The sequence below is a fragment of the Candidatus Aquicultor sp. genome (genome assembly GCA_036504445.1).
Taxonomy (GTDB): Bacteria; Actinomycetota; Aquicultoria; order Aquicultorales; family Aquicultoraceae; genus DASXVE01.
The window spans coordinates 352,461-371,401 of record DASXVE010000025.1 but is presented as its reverse complement, the minus strand read 5'-3'; the positions used below and the strand labels follow the sequence as shown (position 1 = coordinate 371,401).

19 protein-coding genes are annotated in these 18,941 nt (G+C 50.3%); 15 read left to right on the top strand and 4 right to left on the bottom strand.

Translation table 11 applies throughout. The features are described from left to right. The first annotated feature begins 3 nt into the window (after positions 1–3). Together gltA and VGK02_09245 are read left to right on the top strand one after the other, a co-directional pair. Positions 4–1,437: an NADPH-dependent glutamate synthase gene (gltA, locus tag VGK02_09250; GenBank protein ID HEY3375234.1), complete on the top strand. Its 1,434-nt coding sequence runs from the start codon at positions 4–6 to the stop codon at positions 1,435–1,437. 242 nt (positions 1,438–1,679) lie between these two features. Then, the gene (locus VGK02_09245) at positions 1,680–1,994 is read left to right on the top strand and encodes a YtxH domain-containing protein (GenBank protein ID HEY3375233.1); all 315 of its coding nucleotides are present in this window, start codon (positions 1,680–1,682) and stop codon (positions 1,992–1,994) included. An 80-nt stretch (positions 1,995–2,074) separates the two neighbouring features. On the opposite strand, the gene VGK02_09240 is transcribed toward VGK02_09245, so the two are convergent. Together VGK02_09240 and VGK02_09235 are read right to left on the bottom strand one after the other, a co-directional pair. After that, positions 2,075–3,436, bottom strand: a complete 1,362-nt coding sequence (locus VGK02_09240) for a PFL family protein (GenBank protein ID HEY3375232.1) — start codon at positions 3,434–3,436, stop codon at positions 2,075–2,077. Between the two features lie 11 nt (positions 3,437–3,447). After that, on the bottom strand, positions 3,448–3,723 hold the full coding sequence (locus tag VGK02_09235; protein HEY3375231.1) for an ACT domain-containing protein: 276 nt from the start codon (positions 3,721–3,723) through the stop codon (positions 3,448–3,450). Positions 3,724–3,997: 274 nt separating this feature from the next. Between VGK02_09235 and VGK02_09230 the strand changes: the two genes are divergently transcribed. The 11 genes from VGK02_09230 (at position 3,998) to dnaB (ending at position 14,950) form a co-directional block, all read left to right on the top strand. Continuing rightward, positions 3,998–4,258, top strand: a complete 261-nt coding sequence (locus VGK02_09230; protein ID HEY3375230.1) for a DUF951 domain-containing protein — start codon at positions 3,998–4,000, stop codon at positions 4,256–4,258. A 247-nt stretch (positions 4,259–4,505) separates the two neighbouring features. Next, positions 4,506–6,242 (top strand): methyl-accepting chemotaxis protein, encoded by a 1,737-nt coding sequence (locus tag VGK02_09225; protein ID HEY3375229.1) that lies wholly within the window; start codon positions 4,506–4,508, stop codon positions 6,240–6,242. A 180-nt stretch (positions 6,243–6,422) separates the two neighbouring features. After that, a complete protein-coding gene (locus VGK02_09220) occupies positions 6,423–7,988 on the top strand; it encodes a PQQ-binding-like beta-propeller repeat protein (protein ID HEY3375228.1) in 1,566 nt (521 codons plus the stop codon). Continuing rightward, positions 7,981–8,700 carry a hypothetical protein gene (locus tag VGK02_09215; protein ID HEY3375227.1) on the top strand — a complete coding sequence of 240 codons (720 nt, stop codon included), beginning with the start codon at positions 7,981–7,983 and terminating at the stop codon, positions 8,698–8,700. The genes VGK02_09220 and VGK02_09215 overlap by 8 nt, the downstream gene beginning before the upstream one ends. After that, on the top strand, positions 8,701–10,602 hold the full coding sequence (locus VGK02_09210; protein HEY3375226.1) for a hypothetical protein: 1,902 nt from the start codon (positions 8,701–8,703) through the stop codon (positions 10,600–10,602). A gap of 87 nt (positions 10,603–10,689) precedes the next feature. Then, positions 10,690–11,952 carry a M23 family metallopeptidase gene (locus tag VGK02_09205; protein HEY3375225.1) on the top strand — a complete coding sequence of 421 codons (1,263 nt, stop codon included), beginning with the start codon at positions 10,690–10,692 and terminating at the stop codon, positions 11,950–11,952. An 84-nt stretch (positions 11,953–12,036) separates the two neighbouring features. Then, complete coding sequence (gene rpsF / locus VGK02_09200) at positions 12,037–12,324, top strand: 30S ribosomal protein S6 (GenBank protein HEY3375224.1); 288 nt, start codon at positions 12,037–12,039, stop codon at positions 12,322–12,324. Positions 12,325–12,333: 9 nt separating this feature from the next. Beyond that, positions 12,334–12,753: a single-stranded DNA-binding protein gene (locus VGK02_09195; protein ID HEY3375223.1), complete on the top strand. Its 420-nt coding sequence runs from the start codon at positions 12,334–12,336 to the stop codon at positions 12,751–12,753. A 13-nt stretch (positions 12,754–12,766) separates the two neighbouring features. Then, positions 12,767–12,994, top strand: coding sequence for a 30S ribosomal protein S18 (gene rpsR / locus VGK02_09190; GenBank protein ID HEY3375222.1), 228 nt, complete (start codon positions 12,767–12,769; stop codon positions 12,992–12,994). A 135-nt stretch (positions 12,995–13,129) separates the two neighbouring features. Further along, a complete protein-coding gene (rplI, locus tag VGK02_09185) occupies positions 13,130–13,585 on the top strand; it encodes a 50S ribosomal protein L9 (protein HEY3375221.1) in 456 nt (151 codons plus the stop codon). Beyond that, a complete protein-coding gene (gene dnaB, locus VGK02_09180; protein ID HEY3375220.1) occupies positions 13,586–14,950 on the top strand; it encodes a replicative DNA helicase in 1,365 nt (454 codons plus the stop codon). It abuts the gene before it with no gap. Between the two features lie 122 nt (positions 14,951–15,072). Here the strand turns inward: dnaB and VGK02_09175 are convergent, their stop codons facing one another. Further along, positions 15,073–15,381: a hypothetical protein gene (locus VGK02_09175; protein ID HEY3375219.1), complete on the bottom strand. Its 309-nt coding sequence runs from the start codon at positions 15,379–15,381 to the stop codon at positions 15,073–15,075. A gap of 196 nt (positions 15,382–15,577) precedes the next feature. Further along, positions 15,578–16,330: a polysaccharide deacetylase family protein gene (locus VGK02_09170; GenBank protein HEY3375218.1), complete on the bottom strand. Its 753-nt coding sequence runs from the start codon at positions 16,328–16,330 to the stop codon at positions 15,578–15,580. Between the two features lie 374 nt (positions 16,331–16,704). Between VGK02_09170 and VGK02_09165 the strand changes: the two genes are divergently transcribed. Next, positions 16,705–17,943 carry an aspartate kinase gene (locus VGK02_09165; GenBank protein ID HEY3375217.1) on the top strand — a complete coding sequence of 413 codons (1,239 nt, stop codon included), beginning with the start codon at positions 16,705–16,707 and terminating at the stop codon, positions 17,941–17,943. Continuing rightward, entirely contained in the window at positions 17,930–18,934 is a 1,005-nt protein-coding gene (locus VGK02_09160) for an aspartate-semialdehyde dehydrogenase (protein HEY3375216.1), read from the top strand. Before VGK02_09165 ends, VGK02_09160 begins: the two co-directional genes overlap by 14 nt. The last annotated feature ends 7 nt before the right edge of the window (positions 18,935–18,941 follow it).

Below are 18,941 nucleotides of genomic sequence, written 5' to 3'. Positions count from 1 at the left end.
GATATGGCAGAGAAGAAAGAATACTCAAAAGAAGAGTTAAAAGAGATGCGAAAAACCCGCACGCCTATGCCCGAGCAAAATCCGGTTGAGCGCGGGAGAAACTTTAAAGAGGTTACGGTCGGCTACTCTGAGGAGGACGCATTTCGTGAGGCAGCACGCTGCATGGAGTGTAAAAACCGGCCGTGTGTCGAGGGCTGCCCGGTTGAAATTCCTATCCCTGAATTTATAGCCAAGGTAAAAGAGGGAGACTTTGCCGGGGCAATCAAGAAAATTAAAGAAAAATCGAGCGTTCCGGCGATCTGCGGACGCGTGTGCCCGCAAGAGAGCCAGTGCGAGAAGTTCTGTACGCTCGGCAAGAAAAACGAGCCGGTTGCCATCGGGCGCCTCGAGCGCTACGTAGCGGACTGGGAACGCACCGTGGGCGCGGGCAACGGTGAAACACCTCACGTAGAGCCGACCGGTTATAAGGTTGCGGTTATCGGCAGCGGCCCGGCCGGTTTGACGGTTGCATCCGATTTGGCCAAAAAGGGTCACAAAGTAAAAATCTTTGAAGCGCTGCATAAAGCGGGCGGCGTTTTGATCTACGGCATCCCGGAATTCAGGCTTCCCAAGGCCATCGTGCAGCACGAGGTCGACGGCATTAAGAAGCTCGGTGTCGAGATCGAGGTTAACTCGGTCGTCGGCAAGCTCTACACTGTTGATGAGCTCTTAGGCGCCGGTTATGACGCGGTCTTTATCGGCAGTGGTGCGGGGTTACCGATGTTTATGAATATCCCCGGCGAGAATTTAAATGGCGTATACTCGGCAAACGAGTTTCTAACCAGGACAAATCTAATGAAAGCGTATCTCTTCCCGGAGTACGATACGCCGATTAAAAAGGGCGATTATGTCGCGGTTGTCGGCGGCGGAAACGTGGCGATGGATTCGGCGCGTACCGCGCTTCGCCTCGGCGCCAAGAAGGTCTACCTGGTATATCGCCGTTCGATGGAAGAACTTCCGGCGCGTAAAGAAGAAGTCCACCACGCGATCGAAGAAGGCGTGGAATTCTTGCTGCTCAATAACCCGGTTGAGATTCTGGGCGCCGAGGGTTGGGTTAAAGGCATGAAGTGCATCCAGATGGAGCTCGGCGAGCCGGATGCTTCGGGGAGGCGCCGCCCGGTCGAAGTTCCGGGGTCGGAGTTCGTGCTCGATGTGGATACTGTCATCATGTCGATCGGTACCGGGTCAAACCCGATTATTCCAGCGTCGACACCCGGTCTTGAGCTTAACAAGCGCGGCTATATCGTGGCCGGCGAGAACGGCGCAACCAGCAAACCCGGCGTGTTTGCCGGTGGCGACATTGTCACCGGAGCGGCAACCGTAATTTTAGCCGCCGGTGCGGGCCGCAAAGCCGCTGACGCCATTCATGAATACTTGATGGCCAAAGTACCGCAATAAAAACAGGCAAAAGCGCTGTCTTAACAGAATGGCGACAAAACGTTAACTAACAAATCATCTGCCTGCTTGCAGGAGAGTTTGGAGAGAAGCCCGTCGACTTTTAAACCGGTTGACGGGCTTTTTATTGCTCTGATGGTTTGGTAGCCCACATCTGCATAAAACTATCCCGATGAGGACAGTTTATCCAGTACATTCGTGGGGAATGAGAATATATGGATATAAAAGAGAAAGGAGACGTCAAAATGGCATCACCCTTAAGTTTAATAAGCGATGCGATGAGTTCCGAGCGCGTTAAATCAGCCGGTGAAGACATAGCAAACCGGGCTTCACAGCTTTACAGAGAAGCGCAGAACAGAAATTATACATTGTATGCCCTGATTGCGGTGTCAGGCTTTGCAGCAGGATTGTTAACGGGACTTCTGATCGCTCCATCAAGCGGCTATGAAACCAGAAGCAGGATCAGTAACCAGGCATTGAGTACGATGTCGGGTGCGCGTAAAATGATGCGCCGAGACGCTGAAGAAATGCGAGAGCAAGCCGAGGAGATCGCTTCGTAATAGCCTGCGATATTATTACATAAGGCTGTGGCTGGATTACACCGCAGCCTTATGTTGTGCCAAGGTTTAACCTCTCGCTGCTAGTTATTGAGACTCGTTAGCGGCGCCGGGATTCGGCCGCCCCGCTGTACGAAGTGCGCGCATGAGTAGGTGTTGACCCCCATGACCGGCGCAAACCCCAGAAGATCACCAAATTCAACCTCGTCACCCTTGCCTTTGCCGGGGGCCGGAATCAGGCGAACACCGGCAGCTTTCTTATTGATGACCGCGATTGCCATCTGATCGGCAATGATGCCGGCAATCGTTTCCGCGGTGGTATCGCCGGGAATTACGATCATATCGAGGCCGACCGAGCATACGGCCGTCATAGCCTCGAGTTTCTCTATAGTGAGCGCTCCCAATTTCGCCGCCTCGATCATCCCTAAATCTTCGCTGACCGGGATAAACGCTCCTGAGAGTCCGCCGGTTGAGCTGGTGGCCATCGCGCCTCCTTTTTTAACGGCGTCGTTAAGCAGTGCAAGCGCCGCAGTTGTTCCGGGCGCGCCACAGCGCTCAATACCCATCGCTTCGATAATCTGTGCGACCGAATCGCCCGGCGTGGGGGTCGGCGCCAGCGAGAGATCGATGATACCCGGCGTTACACCAAGCATAGCAGCGGACTCACGACCGATGAGCTCGCCCATGCGCGTAATCTTAAAAGCGGTCTTCTTAATAATCTCGGCAACCTTGGTGAAGTCGGCATCTGGATACCCCTCAAGCGCAGCCCGAACGACCCCGGGGCCGGATATCCCCACGTTGATTACGGTATCCGGCTCGCCAAAGCCGTGGTATGCTCCGGCCATAAAGGGGTTGTCCTCTGGGATATTGGCAAAAACAACGAGCTTAGCGCACCCGATACCGTCACGCTCGGCTGTGCGTTCGGCGGTTTCTTTAATGATGCGAGCCATCTTTAGAACCGCATCCATATTTATGCCGGCTTTGCTCGACGCCACATTAATCGACGAGCAGACCTTCGCGGTTGTTGAGAGCGCTTCGGGAATGGAATCGATGAGGCGCATATCGCCCGGCGTGGCGCCTTTTTGCACCAGGGCGGAGAAGCCGCCGATAAAATCGATGCCAATTTCTTGCGCCGCCCGGTCGAGCGCTTTCGCTACCAGGGTATAATTACTTAGATTGCTCGACTCGGCAATCGCCGCGATGGGGGAAACGGCGACTCGCTTGTTGACGATAGGGATGCCGTACCTGGCCTGCAGCTCCTGGGCTGCGGCAACCAGGCGCCCCGCCGATGTCACTACTTTGTTGTAGATATTATCCGCAAGTCTTTTGCCGTCTTTATCGGAACAATCGCGCAAGGATATCCCCATGGTTACCGTGCGGATATCGAGCCGCTGCTCCTGAATCATCTCTATGGTTTCCCGTATCTCGTTTGGGTTAATTAACACGTGCTAACCCCCTAAAGCCTGTGCATATAGCGGAAGATGTCTTCTTTTTGTACGGTGATTTTTACACCGAGTTGCACCGCGATCTCGTCGAGCTTATTTTGCAAACCCATAAACGAGTTTTCTTCCTCATCGACGGTTACCAACATTATCATCGTGAAGAAATCTTGCATGATTGTCTGGCTAATATCCTCGATATTTACACCGTTTTCGGCCAAGACGCGGCTCACACCGGCGACAATGCCGACGCGATCCTGCCCGAGGACCGTTAGTATTGCTCTGCTTTTCATGGTGCCTCCTTGTTTTCCATAGAGGGAAGCGCAGCAGCGGTGTTGCCTGGGGCGTAGGTTGCGGCTGCGTAAAAACTCGTATAATAACGTAGGATTATCCCATACCGGGCGATAAATTACAAGGTAGATAAGGGTGTTTAAAATGCCGTGCATTGCCCAACGCCAAGTTCTGCGCTGATTGTGGCATAAAAGCCGGTCAGTAAAAGAGGGCTCATACATATATAGAACGGTATCAACTTTGCCGCTGATGCTTGCAACAGCTCGGCGGCGTTGTATGATGGATATGGTGATATTCATGGTAGACGTGGTGCCTATTTGCATCGGCGATATTGTTAAACTGAAAAAACCTCACCCCTGCGGAGTTAATGAGTGGGAAGTAACGAAGCTTGGAATGGACATCGGGCTTACGTGTGTAGGATGCGGGCGCAAAATGCGTCTCATGCGCTACGACTTCGATCGTAGATTCCGGGGCTTTATTAAGCGCTGCGGTCCCAAAACCAACTCTGAAAATGATGATAAAAACTTAACAAAGTAGCATCAGTAACAAAGCTAAACATGCCGGAAAACATAGGTATTGTATACCCATGCGGGTATTCAAAAGGCGGTTTAATAACGACGAAAGTAATTCGTCGTTATTTTTTTGTTAATATAGTGTAAATTAACGATTTTACTATTAAGTTATCGCTTCCAAAGCCGAAACTGAATATAGTGGTATCTGTCACAAACCATTTAATTGTTGTTATGCAAATAGACTTGCCCTGTACAACCAGAGGAGAGAGCGAATGGGCTGGATGCGAAGGACAAAAGTACTAAACGTTATCATCGGGGCGGTAGCTGTTATCATCATACCGCTTCTTATCATGTGTTATTGCACCATTTCGAGTCTAAGCACGGTTGCTTCAGAGAAGAGCGCGATGCAAAAAAGCGCTGTCACGATGCATGATGCGCAAACACTAAGCGCATTAATGCAGGAACATCGCGGAAGCGCTTACCAGGCAACAGTACACCAAGATACTGCGCAGGCTAACGCAGCCTCCGGCATTACTGACAAGGTTACGGCTCTACTAGCAGCGATGAAAACACGCGGCGTTGACCCCAGCCTTATCACCGCTACCGAGCAGAGTTGGTCGGCATATCTAACGCAAGCAGATTCGCTCTTTAAGCATTTCAATAACGAAGAATTTGCTGCAGCGCAATTGCAACAGGTCGATACGGCACTTAGTGCTAGTCTTGCGACACTGCAGCCGCTTGAAGCAAGTGGGGCTACCGCCCAAAAAGCAGCAGGCTCGCATATCGACACGATCCAACGAAGTCTTATCTTTATCATCACGCTGCTCCTCATCATAGAGGGGTTAGCTGTAGCGGGCGTTGTTGTTGTCATTCAGCGCATCGTGATAAAGCCACTCAAAACGTCGCTTTTGCACGCATCAGAGACGGCGAAGCGCCTCTCAGCGTCAAGCCAAGAGCTTGCGGCGGCGCATAATGAAACCGTCCAGCTTGCCGAGCAGATTTCGGGCATGGTCGGAGACGTTGTCTCCGGTTCATCGATGCAGTGCAGCGGTGCGAACGACTTAGGCGCTCTCGTTGTCAGCATCGCCGAGATTACCGGCCAAGTTGCCGACGGCGCGCAGATACAGGCGGGAAGTATCGCCGAGACGGCCAACGGCATCAACGACCTGACGTTGTCGATTGAGATGGTCAGCGAAAGCGCCAACGTGGTTGCGGAGGTCGTTGACTCGGCTTCATCAATCGCAGTAAAAGGTAAAGGCGCTGTTGACGACACCGTATCCGGCATGCAGAGAATCAAAGAAACGGTTCTCGACTCCGCTCAGAAGATCCAAATACTCGGTGAAAAGAGTAAACAGATCGGCGATATCGTGGAAGTTATCACCGATATTGCAGATCAGACAAACCTGCTGGCACTCAACGCCGCTATCGAAGCGGCCCGGGCGGGCGAGCACGGCAAGGGATTTGCCGTTGTCGCTGATGAGGTGCGAAAGCTCGCCGAGAGGTCTGCTAAAGCGACGAAAGAGATTACCGGGCTCATCAAAGGCATCCAGGATGAAACCCTGGCTGCCGTCGACGCGATGGAGAAGGGAACCTCCGAAGTTGAATCGGGAAGCGAGCTTGCGGTTAATGCCGGAGCCGCTATCGAAGAGATGACATCGGCCATCAACAAGATTGTCGATCATATCTCCTCCGTTTCGGAAAACGCAGGCAAGATGGCGGACGCCAGCAACTTGGTACACGCTACCATCGATGAGATCGCAATGATCAGCGAGGAAAACGGAGCGGCGACAGAAGAAGTGGCCGCATCGACAACCCAGGCGGTCAACACGATTGATCAGCTCGCAGCTACCTCAAAGAAGAACACCGAGTCGGCAAATAGAGCTTCTGAGCTGACCGATGTGCAGATACAATCCGAGCAAAAAATCACCGAATACATCAAGGTCCTCTCGGATATGTCGGAAGACCTCGAAAAGACAGTCAGCGAATTCAGTGAAAGCCTTAGCGCATAAGTAATTAATGCAAATATATAAAAGACTTTAACGGGCGGCCGATTCGGCCGCTTTTTGTTTTATGCGCACATCCTTGACGCACCCTCTTTAGCTTAATAAATATTCGGTCTTGCAGACTCCGCTTGCCTTATGTATAATAGCACAAAAGTGTAAATGTGCTGCTATTGTTAGGGTGTCGATATGTCGCTCATTTTCAGCAGGCTACTTAAAGCGTTAAATATTTTGGTTATCATCACCGCAATAAGTGTTGTGCAACCAGCGTACGGTTCAAACTGGCCGATGGCGCAGTGCGATTCATGGCACACCGGTAATAATTCCGCAGAAACGAAAATCACCCCACCGCTTGATTTTGCCTGGCTGCATCCAGGTGAATGCGCGTACGATGAGAGCAGAACCCGACCGGTTATTGCTGATGGCATCGTGTATGTTGGAGAAGTCTGGAGCGTCTACGCGTGGGGTATCCTTATAAAAACGGAATGCCAGCTTCAGGCAATCTCTCTTGCGAGCGGCAAGGCTGTTTGGACGGCTAAGAACCTGCCGTTTTCAGGTACGCCGGTGTTTGCAAACAGACATGTGTATGTTGGTACGACGGATGGATCGGTTTATGCGCTTAACGCTGTAGATGGAAGCATACTATGGCGCACATCTGTTGCCGGTATGCCGGCAACACCAGTAGTTCTAGGCAATATGCTCGTTCTCAGCACATCGGCTAGCAAGGTATACTCCCTTGATGCGATGACTGGCGAAGTTCGTTGGGTCGTCACGCGCCCAACATATCTTACCGCGCCGACGCTTACCAATAACTCGGTGTTTGTCGGCGGCGGTGAGCTGCTTGCACTTGATGCAGCTGACGGACACATAAAATGGTCGTTCAATAGCTGGAAAGGGCATTCTATGCCGGTTGTATCCGGCTCATCGGTCTTTACGGCAGGCAACTTGGGCATGTATTGCCTTGATGCCGATACCGGTGCGATAAAATGGTCGAGGACTACTGCAGATGTAAATGGAGCATCTGAATCGTTATCAGTAGGGCGCAATACGTTATATGCAGGTACGGTAACCGCTTATGATATAGGCACTGGCGAAGTTAAATGGACATTTGATGTGCGCAACAAATACCGTGGTGCATCGGTAGCGCTTGCAAATGGCTATGTTTTCATAGGTTCAACACGTCCGTTTACCGATGCTGTCGTTGATTCATCCGATGGCAGGCTCTATGTGCTAGATCAGAACACCGGAGAGCTTGCCTGGCGCTATGAAGCCGGTGGCCGATATTCTGACTGGTATCTGATAGACCCTTCTCCAGCTATTGCGGATGGCTCGGTTATTTTGAATCTTAGCAGATCGCAAATGTGCTGCTTTTCAACCCCGCAACGAAGCTCAAACTTGGGTGTTTCTGTGAATGCACCACGCTTCAACCCGTATGATCTAAAAAATGGCAGTGCAACTATCAGCTTTACGCTTGCGAATCCAGCTACTGTTACCGTTGATGTTATGGATTACCAAGGCACGGTGGTTAGGCAGCTAGCCCAGGAGGCGTCTTTGCCGGCAGGTGAGCATCACATGACGTGGTGTGGACTTAAAGATTTTCCGGAGATGGTTGACCCGGAGCTTGCAGCTGAGTTCGGCGATAGATGCATTCGCGTTGCGCCGGACGGCAGCTATAGGATTGTTGTTACTGCGATAGAAAACGGCATGCCAACATTAACGGGAAGCGCTGATGTGGAGGTCAAGGGAGATGTATAGATCACGACTTGGAGAACAACCGATGCATCGATGGGTACGGTTGACCTTAGCGCTTATTGTACTGCTACTTCTTTTTCCACTTAGCGGCTGCGGCAGAAAGCAATACGTGAGTTTTACCTATAACTTTGCGATCTCGCCCCCGAAAGGCGAAGTATTGCGTAATGTCACGGTATACCTGCCATTTCCAGCGAGCAATGGCAAACCAATCTGGGGGATTTATAGAGGGTTGAAGAGGGATTATGCGAAATACCGGGCTATGGATTATCCCGATGCAGAGTTGGGTTTAATTAAAACCAAGCACGGAAGCTTGCTTAAGGTTTATATCCCGGTTATAGATCAACGAGGTTACGGCTTAGACGGTGCGTTTGGTTTCGAAGAGCCGTACTCACAAGACTCAATGGGCCCGCGTTTCCCCTTGAACCCACGATTGGTACCACGCAAATTAGCTGACTATAGAAATGGTTATCTATGTGATAGCTATATTTACGCTAAATTCCAGGGCGCTAGGGCGCTGGGCTATGCGCTCGATTATAAGGTCAGGGCAGAGAAACCATCAATATTGCCTCTAGATTATGTTCCTCAAGACAGCTATTCTGCTTACCTCGGTTGGTTTCAGCCGCCACGGCATGCAGGAAGCTTGGTTAAATATATCAAAATGCAAGGTTGGAATAAGATACCTCTTTCGGATATCGGTTATAGAGAGGAGCAGTAAGTGGTTCGGAAGATAGTCGTGTTGTTACTAGCCTTTCTTATCGTTGGCACTGGTAGTAACGCTCTAGCCTGGAATGCTATTAGTCATTACCATATCAACCGTCTATCAGGAGTAGAGTTCACTCCTGTTTTTGGAGTAAGCGGTACGGGGCCTGATATGAGCGTACAAGTCATAGGCGATTATCCACCAGTTTTAGATGAGAACAACAAAAATCAGAGTTGGGCGGACTATTTCCATTCTCCTGATCCAAGAATAGAAAACGAGCAGCGACCGTTTGCCGATATGCCTAACTTCGGCTATTTAATGCTAGCCGTAGCTAATAATAATGGGGCCATCACGGAATTTGCCCAAGCTCAAGCCCTGGGATGGGGCGGTCATATTGCCGCGGATTGGGTGGCACATAACAAAAATTTGTTTCCGATATGCCCCGATGGCACAGGAGGTTCCATTAAACACTTTATAGGCGAATCTCTTTGTGAAGCATATTCGTTTTTGACCCAAGGTCCGCTTGATGCTGCGGATGACAAATCGATCTCATTTGATGACAAAAATCTATATCAAGCCCTACTCAATTACAGACTGATTATGCTTCATGACAGCGCCGTCATGAAGCATAAGATTATATCTGATGAGGAACTGAAGCAGCGAGCATTATCGACAACACTTTCAAGATCATGCATCCGTGACAGGATCAAAAGTTGGGCAACAAAACTGGCTATCATGCAATTTGCATATGGAAAAAGTATTGGTTCATGGGACCCGGTCAGGCGGTCGCTATTTCTCGATAGCATGAAGCGAAAGGGAGTAGAGAGCAACCGCGCACTCTCAGAGATGGCCGTCTATGCATGGATTAATAACCCAACACCAAGAGGGATGATACCGGATTACAGTGAACAAGTAGCCCCATTCTATAAAGAGAAGCTTTTGTCTACATCACAACAAGCAGCTACGCAGGCAAGAGCATTAGGGTCGGAGGATAGGAGGGCATCCGGTTTTGACCAGTATACAGCGCAAGAAAAAAGCATAGCTGTCGAAGCACAAGACTCGAATTTTTGGCAAGGCATAATAGATGGCGCTTGCAACAATGAACAAGTTGTGGTTGAGGAAACCGACACGCCGGACGGCCTGTACTCTGTTAATATGCGGATTTTAGATGAGCATGCGCTATGGGAAAGCGTTAAAGCATCAGCGTGCAATGAGGTTAATATGACTGATCCGGGATTTAGCATTTTGCCATTCTGGAAGAGGCTCCTCGTTGATGGTATAGCCGAACCAGATGTGCTCGCCGATATCGCACCGCCCCGAATCAATATCCGTTATCCACTCGATGGAGCCTTTATCAATACGGCGCTGCCTATAATAAATGTTGATATGGCTGATGGGCTCGATGGTTCCGGCATTGATTCAAGCACACTATCAATTTCGATCGATGATAATCCCTGTCGACATACGTTGATGTCGAATACTCTTACCGGGTCGCCGCTAACTAAGCTGCAGGAGGGTTTACATTATGCAACTGTTGCCGTAAGTGATAGGGCGGGGAGTACCGCACAATGTCATTGGATGTTTACCGTTGACACAATTCCGCCTAAGCCTTGCTACAAGGTCAAAAATAATACCATTACGCTAAATAAACCCAAGGTAGCAGTTGCGGTGCTATCAAATGAACCATCGTCGTTTTGCTTGGTAGTTTATCCGGTCAAGAGCGGTCGCATCGATATGGCAAATCCGGTTTATGGGCTAAGAACCGGTGAAGGTGAAGAGCAGCTAGTGTCCTGGAATGGCACGGACAATCGGGGTCAAAAAATTGCAGATGGTATCTATATGCTGAAACTTTATATAACCGATTTAGCTGGTAATACTAGGGCAATAAGCGCTCAGGTCAAAGTTGATCGGGATTAAATAAAATAGTTGACGGGTGGACCAAGCTAGCGTATATTAATAGCACAGATGCATAAAAGCACATATTCAACTAAGGGTGGTGTAAGTATGCGAAAATTGTTGCTGATATTTTTGATTGTTTGTTGCTGCTCTATTTTGTCCATACCGCTTGCCTTGGCACAGAGTGATTTTACATGGCCTGTTCCCGGCGACATCGTGGCAAATTTTGATCCGGGTGCGCATAGGGGCATTGATATCACAGCTAGCGTTGGAGCGGAAATCGTAGCAGCACAGGATGGGGTAATAAACTGGATCGGTAAAACCCCGCGCGGTGAACCCTGCTTAACAATAGAGCATCACGATGGTGTCACTAGTACATATCTACCGGTCGGTGCTCTGGTTGAAAAGGGAACCGTTATAAAGGCGGGAGATTTGATCGGAGTACTGTCATCAGAGATAGATCCATCGACGGAGGGACCGCACCTTCATTTCGGTATGTACGATACGGCAACCCGTGATAACAAATTATATGTGGACCCAGCAAATTATCTACCGGACCTTTCAGCGATGCACACAAGTAATAATGATATCAAAGCTGAAGTTCCGGCTGTGGAAGAAGGTAGTGAGATACTACCAGGCGAACCGGTACTACCATCATTAGCTATGCAAAATACGCGTGCAGATATATCTGATGCTCGTGGTGCGTCGCTAAACGAGCAGATTGGCATCGGTACTTTAGGGCAGAATACCGAGAACACATCAATCAATCAAATAGGGACAAGTATACAGGCTCCAGCCCAGGCCGAAGACAAAATCATTGTAGAAGATCCAAAAGCAGCGGAGCTAGCCAGCACCGTAAGGCCGAACGTGGCCACTAACATTATACCGTCTGATGAAGCCCGGGTTACGCCCCGGGTCACCGCAGTAGCAGCAAGCAAAAATGGCGTTGCTCAAATATCCGTAACAGGTACACCGAATAATACAGTTCTCGGTCAGGCCCAGGCTACATCCGTGGAGCCACGCTATGACCAACAAATAGACACTGAAAAAAGCACAACATTACGACCGGGGCATCGGCCTGGGGAGTTAGACATTAGTCTTAGTAAGGAGGTAATTGCGAAACACAATATAGTTCCAATAGGTATACAGGCAAACCCATTTAGTGCACGCAACCCGCTACACACGTCAGGCTTAGCGGCGAAAAAGCCAGCTCTTGCATGGCTAGAGAAGACATGCAGCTCACCTTGGCTGCCGAATGCTATAGCGTTGTTGGCTGTGCTGGTGATTGGTGCCATGGGGGCAGCTCGCTTTGTGCGAAGTGCACAAGATATTGGTACAAATGCGATTACTACGTCAATCGCATCTTGTTGACATCCACTTTGCCTGGTATAATCATTAGGTCCTATACTCCTGCTTCAGCTCAACTGAAGCCAATAGTCCGAGGGAGGTGAAAAAGTGAGGAACTACGAATGCATGATCATTCTCGAGCCCACTTTGGAAGCTGAGGCGATCGACGCACTGATCACCCGGTTTTCCGATTTGGTAAACAACAACGGTGGGAAGCTCGAAAACATTAACAAGTGGGGGCGACGACGCCTCGCCTATCAAATCGGTCAAAACAACGAAGGCTACTACACAATCATGACGTTCCAAGGTGAAAATCAAACGATTGACGAGCTCGATCGCGTTCTGAAGATTACCGATGGCGTTATTCGGCACATGATCGTTCGTCTCGAGAGCTAGGAGAAGACAATGGCCAGTTTAAATCAGGTGTTATTAATCGGAAGATTAACCAGAGACCCGGAACTTAGATTTACCCCCAGCGGCGCTGCGGTTGCAAATATCGGAATTGCAGTTAACCGCCGGTATAAAGGAAACGACGGCGAGTGGGTTGAAGAAGCGAGCTTTTTCAATGTAGTTGCCTGGAGCAAGCAGGCGGAATTCGTTAACGAATACCTGCGCAAGGGCAATCAGATTCTTGTTGAGGGTCGTTTGCAAAGCCGTTCATGGGAAACGCCTGAGGGCCAAAAGCGTTCCGCTGTCGAGGTTGTAGCAAACAGAATACAAGGCCTCGATAAGGGTGGAGCACGACCTGAAGATTTGATGGAACAAAGCGCCGATGCTGACCTGCAAGCTCTGGGGGATGTCGACATCGACGATGTACCATTTTAAGGAGTTGATTTAAGTGGCGGATTATGTTCGTAAGCCGCGTCGGAAATATTGTGCGTTCTGCAAGGACCACATCGATTATATCGATTACAAAGACACACAAATGCTGCGCCGGTTCATGAGCGACCGTGGCAAGATTAGGCCGCGCCGCGTAACCGGTACGTGTGCACAGCACCAGCGTGATCTCTCAATCGCAATTAAGCGGGCTCGTGAGATGGCGCTCATCCCGTACACGATGAGATAAGAATCGTTGCACTAGTCGTTGCAAAAGCCCTGCTAGGGAAGCAGGGCTTTTAGGCGTTTGGCACAGCGGCAAATCGACGAAGAGGGCTTTGTGTGCTAAGATAAAAAGCCCAAGATTAATATCTGTTGGAGGAGAATGATGAAGGTTATCCTTAAAGAGCCGGTAGCTGGCCTTGGAAAAATGGGAGATGTTGTAGCCGTTGCTGACGGTTACGCCAGAAACTTCCTTATGCCAAAAGGCCTGGCAGAGATGGCAACCAAAGGCGCCCTGCGCGATTGGGATCAGAAGAAGCATCTAATTATCAGGCGCGAGGCACAAGAGAGAACGGAAGCAGAAGAGATTGCAAACCTGCTTCGCGATAAAGAAGTTACCATTCCGGCCCGTGCGGGCGAGGAAGGCAAACTCTACGGTTCTGTTACCTCAAAAGAGATCGCCGAGGCGGTTTTGGCCCAGCTTAAGGTTGAAGTCGATCGCAAGAAAATCGAAAGCGAACATATTAAAGAGCTCGGTGAGCACCCGGTAACCATTAAGATTTATCCGGGTGTTGAGACCACGGTAAAGGTTAACGTAGTCGAGAGCAAAGAGGAGTAAATGAGGACTGCTGACGGATCGCAGCAGTATGTAAACTTTGATAAAGTTCCGCCGCATAATATAGAGGCGGAGCAGTCGTTGCTTGGCGCGATGCTGATCTCTCAGGAAGCGGTTTCTGAGATTCTAGAGATGCTCGCGCCAGAGGCATTTTATACCGAGGCGCATCGCCGTATTTACGAGACGATTGTAGATCTGTACGCCAAAGGGGAGCCCGCCGATCCGATTACGCTCTCTGAGGCGCTCTCGGCACGAGGCTACCTCGAGACGTGCGGCGGCAGGTCGTATATCCACACTCTTGTAGGCTCGGTACCGAGCGCCGCCAACGCAAAGTATTACGCGAAGATTATCGAGCGCAACGCCACGCTTCGCTCGCTCATCAGCGTTTCAACTGAAATCGCGTCGATGGGCTACAACGCGCCCGAGGACGTCGAAGGCTTAATCGACCGGGCGGAGGGCCTCATCTTCCAGATCGCCCACAAGCGCATGAGCGAGAAGTTCATCCATATTAAAGACTTGCTCAAAGAGGGTTTTGAGCTGGTTGAAAGCCTCTACGAAAAGAAGGAGCAAATCACCGGTGTACCGACCGGCTACCACGACATGGATAAGCTCCTTACCGGGTTTCACCCCGGGGACCTGGTTGTTTTAGCGGCTCGCCCCGCGATGGGAAAGACCGCACTCGCACTTAATTTGGCGACAAATATGGCGCTTGCCAACATCCCGGTTGCGGTGTTCAGCTTGGAGATGAGCCGCCAGCAGCTTGCACAGCGTTTGATGTGCGCCGAAGCGCGTATCGACAGCTATCGCTTGCGTACCGGTCACTTAGGTGATGACGATTGGGCAAAGCTCGCGCGCGCCGTCGGCAAACTCGCCGAAACTCCGATCTTTATCGATGACACGCCGAGTATCGGCATCCTTGAAGTGCGCGCAAAAGCCCGCCGGTTGTTCGCACGGCATTCGCCGGGCGTTATCATCGTTGACTACCTGCAGCTGATGCAATCGTATCGCCGTGTTGAGAATAGGCAGCAAGAGATCGCCGAGATATCACGAGGTTTAAAAATCCTTGCAAAAGAGCTTGAGGTACCGGTTATCGCGCTATCGCAGCTCTCGCGTGCGGTCGAGCAGAGAAGCGATAAGAAACCGCAACTCTCTGACCTGCGTGAGTCTGGAGCCATTGAACAAGATGCAGACATCGTTATGTTTATTCACCGCAACATGTACGGCAACTACGATGATATTAGCGCGGCTGAGGAACGTGCTTCGGCTGAAGTTATTGTCGCTAAGCACCGTAACGGCCCGACCGGTGTTATCAATCTCTACTTTAACGAACATTGCACGCGCTTTGAAAATTACGCAAAGACGAGCTAGCTAAATTGACGCAACAAAAATTCAAGATCAAAAGAAACCCCTTTGAAGTTCTCAAAGGGGTTTTGTTGTTCATAATCTGTAATTGGTATTTTTTGCTAACCGGTATGTGTTGCCTTTCAGCTTTACCGATCCGGTTTCGCTTTCGATTTACCGTCGCGTTTTTTCCGAAACGGGATAACGTTCGCGTGTTTCTTGTGCGGCGCCGCCTGCGGACCCTGGTTTGGATACCGCCCCTGCGGGGGCGCGCTGCGCGGTCTGTTGTACTGATTGTATTGACGCGCACGGTTTCTGCCGCGCAGCCATAACACTATAACTGCGATGACAAGACCGATGATAAGAATCCAGTAAATCGAGGTAACAGCGAACGTGGCGCGGGTTGCTGCGATGACGATTGCAAGCGCAACAAGTACAATATAGCTCTTATATTGCATGATCCGCTGCCATAGCGACGGACCTTTGCGCTCAGGGGAACCGCCATACTTCAGCAACGTGCCGCAATTAGCGCACTTGAATCCAGATTCGTATTTAGTTCCGCATTTTGGACAATATGACATATTCAATGATTATACGGTTTACGGGACTGTTTTTAAAGAGACGTGCGCACATAAATCTCGCGCAGCGCACATTTTATGGGTCATGTATCCTCTGAAACTCAGGCCTAAACGGTGCATGCGGATGGTAGTCGAAATATGTAGCATCGACAAATGTATAGCCTCTAGCCTTGAGCCCATGAATAATCATGGGAAGGGCTTTTACGGTCTTCTCACGGTTGAGCCGGCCATCATGGGCAAGAAGAATGCTGCCAGGCGTTGTGTAGTGTAAGATACGCCTGGCTTCGTCGGCCGGTGTGCGTGAGGCTTTGTGTTCAACAGCTATACTCCAGAGTAGAACGTCATAGTTATCTTTCTCTGCTATCGCAAGCGTGCGGTTGTCAAAAATCCCACGCGGCGGCCTGAAATATATTGGCTGCATGCCGGTTGCATGCTTAATTGCTTCGGCGCATAAACTGAGCTCGCGCTGGATGTCTTTCGGAGAATCATAGCGCAAGTTAGGGTGCGTGTACGTGTGGTTCTCAATAAGGTTGCCGTCCGCAACTATCTGTCGTGCCAAATCCGGGTGAGCGTCGACTTCATTACCGACTACAAAAAAAGTTGCCGGTACGTGTTCCTTTTTTAATATGCGCAGCACTTGGGGTGTATAGCGAACATCAGGACCGTCGTCAAATGTTAGGGCGATAGGCTTTTTATACGTTGTGTGATCGTAGAGGGTTGCGCGTGGCCGAGCGGGGTCTTTTTGGTGCGCAGTCGTAAGTAGCCCGCCCATAATGAGGAAGAAAATAAATGTGCTAACAATGATGACAATACGTCTTAATTTTACCATATTATTTGCCACGTAATCGGGATTAACGCCCTGCGCTTTTTATTCAAGAATTTATGCAAATATATTATACCGCGAAGTATCATCAAGAAAACTAATAACACTGCTTAGTTGTAAAGCGGTGTTCCACAATCGAGACATAATATGGATTGAGATGCAATCCTATGGTAAGGCCATACGCCAAGCGGTAGTTAGGTGACTAGTATAGGGGCACCCCTGAGAGTACATCTCAGCCGCGTAGGTTGCAGAAACGCGTGAATCTTTATACTATCATAGACATACCGTGGTCGTGCGGTTGAAGTGAACTGTTTTGGCTGGTACAATAAGTTAACTCACAAGCTCACATGAAATGGTCACACGTCTTTGGAGGAAGCGCTTTGGGTGTTGTAGTACAGAAATTCGGCGGTAGCTCGGTAGCCGATGTCGAGAAGATAAAAAATGTTGCCCGGCGTGTCGTGGCAACAAAAACCGAGGGTAAATCGGTTGTTGTCGTCGTTTCTGCGCTCGGCGATACTACAGACGAGCTTGTCGAACTGGCGCGTCAAATCTCGACCAAACCGCCTGAGCGTGAGATGGATATGTTGCTTTCGACCGGTGAGCAGATATCGGTCGCCCTGCTGGCGATGGCGATACATGAGCTTGGTCACGATGCAATATCATTTACCGGGTATCAAGTGGGTATTGTAACCGATGATTGTCATACCAAAGCGCGCATCGAAGATGTGCGCAGCGAACGCATTCAATGCGAACTTGAGAACGGCAAAATTGTTATCGTCGCCGGGTTCCAGGGTGTGACGCTCGATAACACCATCACGACACTTGGTCGTGGTGGCTCGGATACCACCGCCGTTGCCCTAGCCGCCGGTTTGGGCGCGGAGAAGTGCGAGATATATACCGATGTCGAGGGAGTTTTTACCGCCGATCCCAGGATCGTCCCGGAGGCCTCACTCGTCCCGGAGATCACATATGAAGAAATGCTTGAGATGGCTGCGACCGGTGCGAAGGTTTTGCAGCTGCGCTCGGTTGAGTTTGGCCGAAACCACGGTGTAATCATCAACGTGCGCAGCAGCTTCACCGGCGGTGCCGGAACGGTTGTCAAGGAGGAGAGCGAGGTTATGGAGAAGCCCATTATTAGTGGAGTAACCCACGATACAAGCGAGGGGAAAGTAACGATATTTGGTGTGTCGGATCAGCCCGGCATTGCAGCAAAAGTATTTAAACCGCTTGCGGCCGCCAATTTCAATATCGATATGATCGTGCAAAATGTAAGCTCCGAGGGCTTGACCGATATTTCGTTTACCATACCTTTGGATGATCTGCCGCGCGCTGAAAGCGTTATCGATGATATCGTTAAGGTGCTCGGAGCAAAAGGCCATAGCAACGACAAGAATATCGCCAAGGTCTCCATCGTCGGCGCCGGTATGAAAACTCATCCAGGCGTTGCGGCCGAGATGTTTGATGTATTGGCCGATAACGGCATTAATATACAAATGATCAGCACCTCACCGATTAGGATCTCGTGTGTGGTTGAAGGCAGCAAGATCGAGACTGCCGTTCGTGCGTTGCACGAGCACTTTCAGCTGAGCGAGGAGGCCGTTACCAGTGAAGCTCTATAACGTTGCCGTTGTCGGAGCAACCGGTGCGGTTGGTGAGGAAATGCGCCAGACGCTTGAGAGCCGCAACTTTCCAGTGGCGAATCTTAAGCTGCTCGCATCATCTCGCTCTGTTGGGAAGACGTTCTCATTTATGGGCGAGGAGAACGCGGTTGAAGAACTCACCAAGGATTCGTTTGATGGTATCGATATCGCGCTCTTTTCCGCCGGCGGTTCCATAAGTAAAGAGTTTGCTCCCGCCGCTGTTGAAGCAGGCGCTATTGTTGTCGATAACTCGAGTGCTTTCCGCATGGTTGAGGATGTACCGCTCGTTGTGCCCGAAGTAAATCCAGAGGATATCAAGAAGCATAGCGGGATAATCGCTAACCCGAATTGCACGACCATTATCATGCTGGTTGCGCTGAAGCCGCTCTACGATTACAGCCGGATTAAACGGGTGGTCGTTTCGTCATACCAATCGGCATCCGGAGCCGGCGCAAAGGGCATGGATGAACTGTTGCGCCAGACCAAGGCGTTTGCCACCGGCGATCCGATTCAGGTGGAGTTTTTCGCACATCAGTTGCTCTTTAACCTGATCCCGCACATCGATGTCTTTGAGGACAACGGCTACACCAAAGAAGAAATGAAAATGGTCAACGAGACCCGCAAGATGCTGCACGACGCAGACATTAAGGTCTGCCCGACTTGCGTGCGCGTTCCCGTTATGCGCGCTCACTCGGAAGCGATTTCCGTTGAGACTGAGGAGAAAATCGCCCCGGATAAGGCGCGCGAGCTTTTTGCCGCCGCACCGGGCCTTAAAGTTATAGATGATCCTGCGAACAAGCAATACCCGATGCCGCTTATCGCTGCCGGTAAGGACGATTGTTTTGTCGGCCGCATACGCGAAGATATCTCATGCGAAAACGGCCTTAACTTCTGGGTTGTCGGCGATCAGATTAAAAAGGGCGCCGCTCTCAATGCGGTGCAAATCGCCGAGAAACTCATTGAGGGATAGCACAGAA

Excerpts from the sequence above, each read along its gene's own strand:
- gltA (HEY3375234.1), top strand. The coding sequence starts at position 4 with ATGGCAGAGAAGAAAGAATACTCAAAAGAAGAGTTAAAAGAGATGCGA.
- rplI (HEY3375221.1), top strand. The coding sequence starts at position 13,130 with ATGATGAAGGTTATCCTTAAAGAGCCGGTAGCTGGCCTTGGAAAAATG.
- VGK02_09245 (HEY3375233.1), top strand. The coding sequence starts at position 1,680 with ATGGCATCACCCTTAAGTTTAATAAGCGATGCGATGAGTTCCGAGCGC.
- VGK02_09205 (HEY3375225.1), top strand. The coding sequence starts at position 10,690 with ATGCGAAAATTGTTGCTGATATTTTTGATTGTTTGTTGCTGCTCTATT.
- VGK02_09225 (HEY3375229.1), top strand. The coding sequence starts at position 4,506 with ATGGGCTGGATGCGAAGGACAAAAGTACTAAACGTTATCATCGGGGCG.
- VGK02_09230 (HEY3375230.1), top strand. The coding sequence starts at position 3,998 with ATGATGGATATGGTGATATTCATGGTAGACGTGGTGCCTATTTGCATC.
- VGK02_09170 (HEY3375218.1), bottom strand. The coding sequence starts at position 16,330 with ATGGTAAAATTAAGACGTATTGTCATCATTGTTAGCACATTTATTTTC.
- VGK02_09215 (HEY3375227.1), top strand. The coding sequence starts at position 7,981 with ATGTATAGATCACGACTTGGAGAACAACCGATGCATCGATGGGTACGG.
- VGK02_09195 (HEY3375223.1), top strand. The coding sequence starts at position 12,334 with ATGGCCAGTTTAAATCAGGTGTTATTAATCGGAAGATTAACCAGAGAC.
- dnaB (HEY3375220.1), top strand. The coding sequence starts at position 13,586 with ATGAGGACTGCTGACGGATCGCAGCAGTATGTAAACTTTGATAAAGTT.
- VGK02_09235 (HEY3375231.1), bottom strand. The coding sequence starts at position 3,723 with ATGAAAAGCAGAGCAATACTAACGGTCCTCGGGCAGGATCGCGTCGGC.
- VGK02_09175 (HEY3375219.1), bottom strand. The coding sequence starts at position 15,381 with ATGCAATATAAGAGCTATATTGTACTTGTTGCGCTTGCAATCGTCATC.
- VGK02_09220 (HEY3375228.1), top strand. The coding sequence starts at position 6,423 with ATGTCGCTCATTTTCAGCAGGCTACTTAAAGCGTTAAATATTTTGGTT.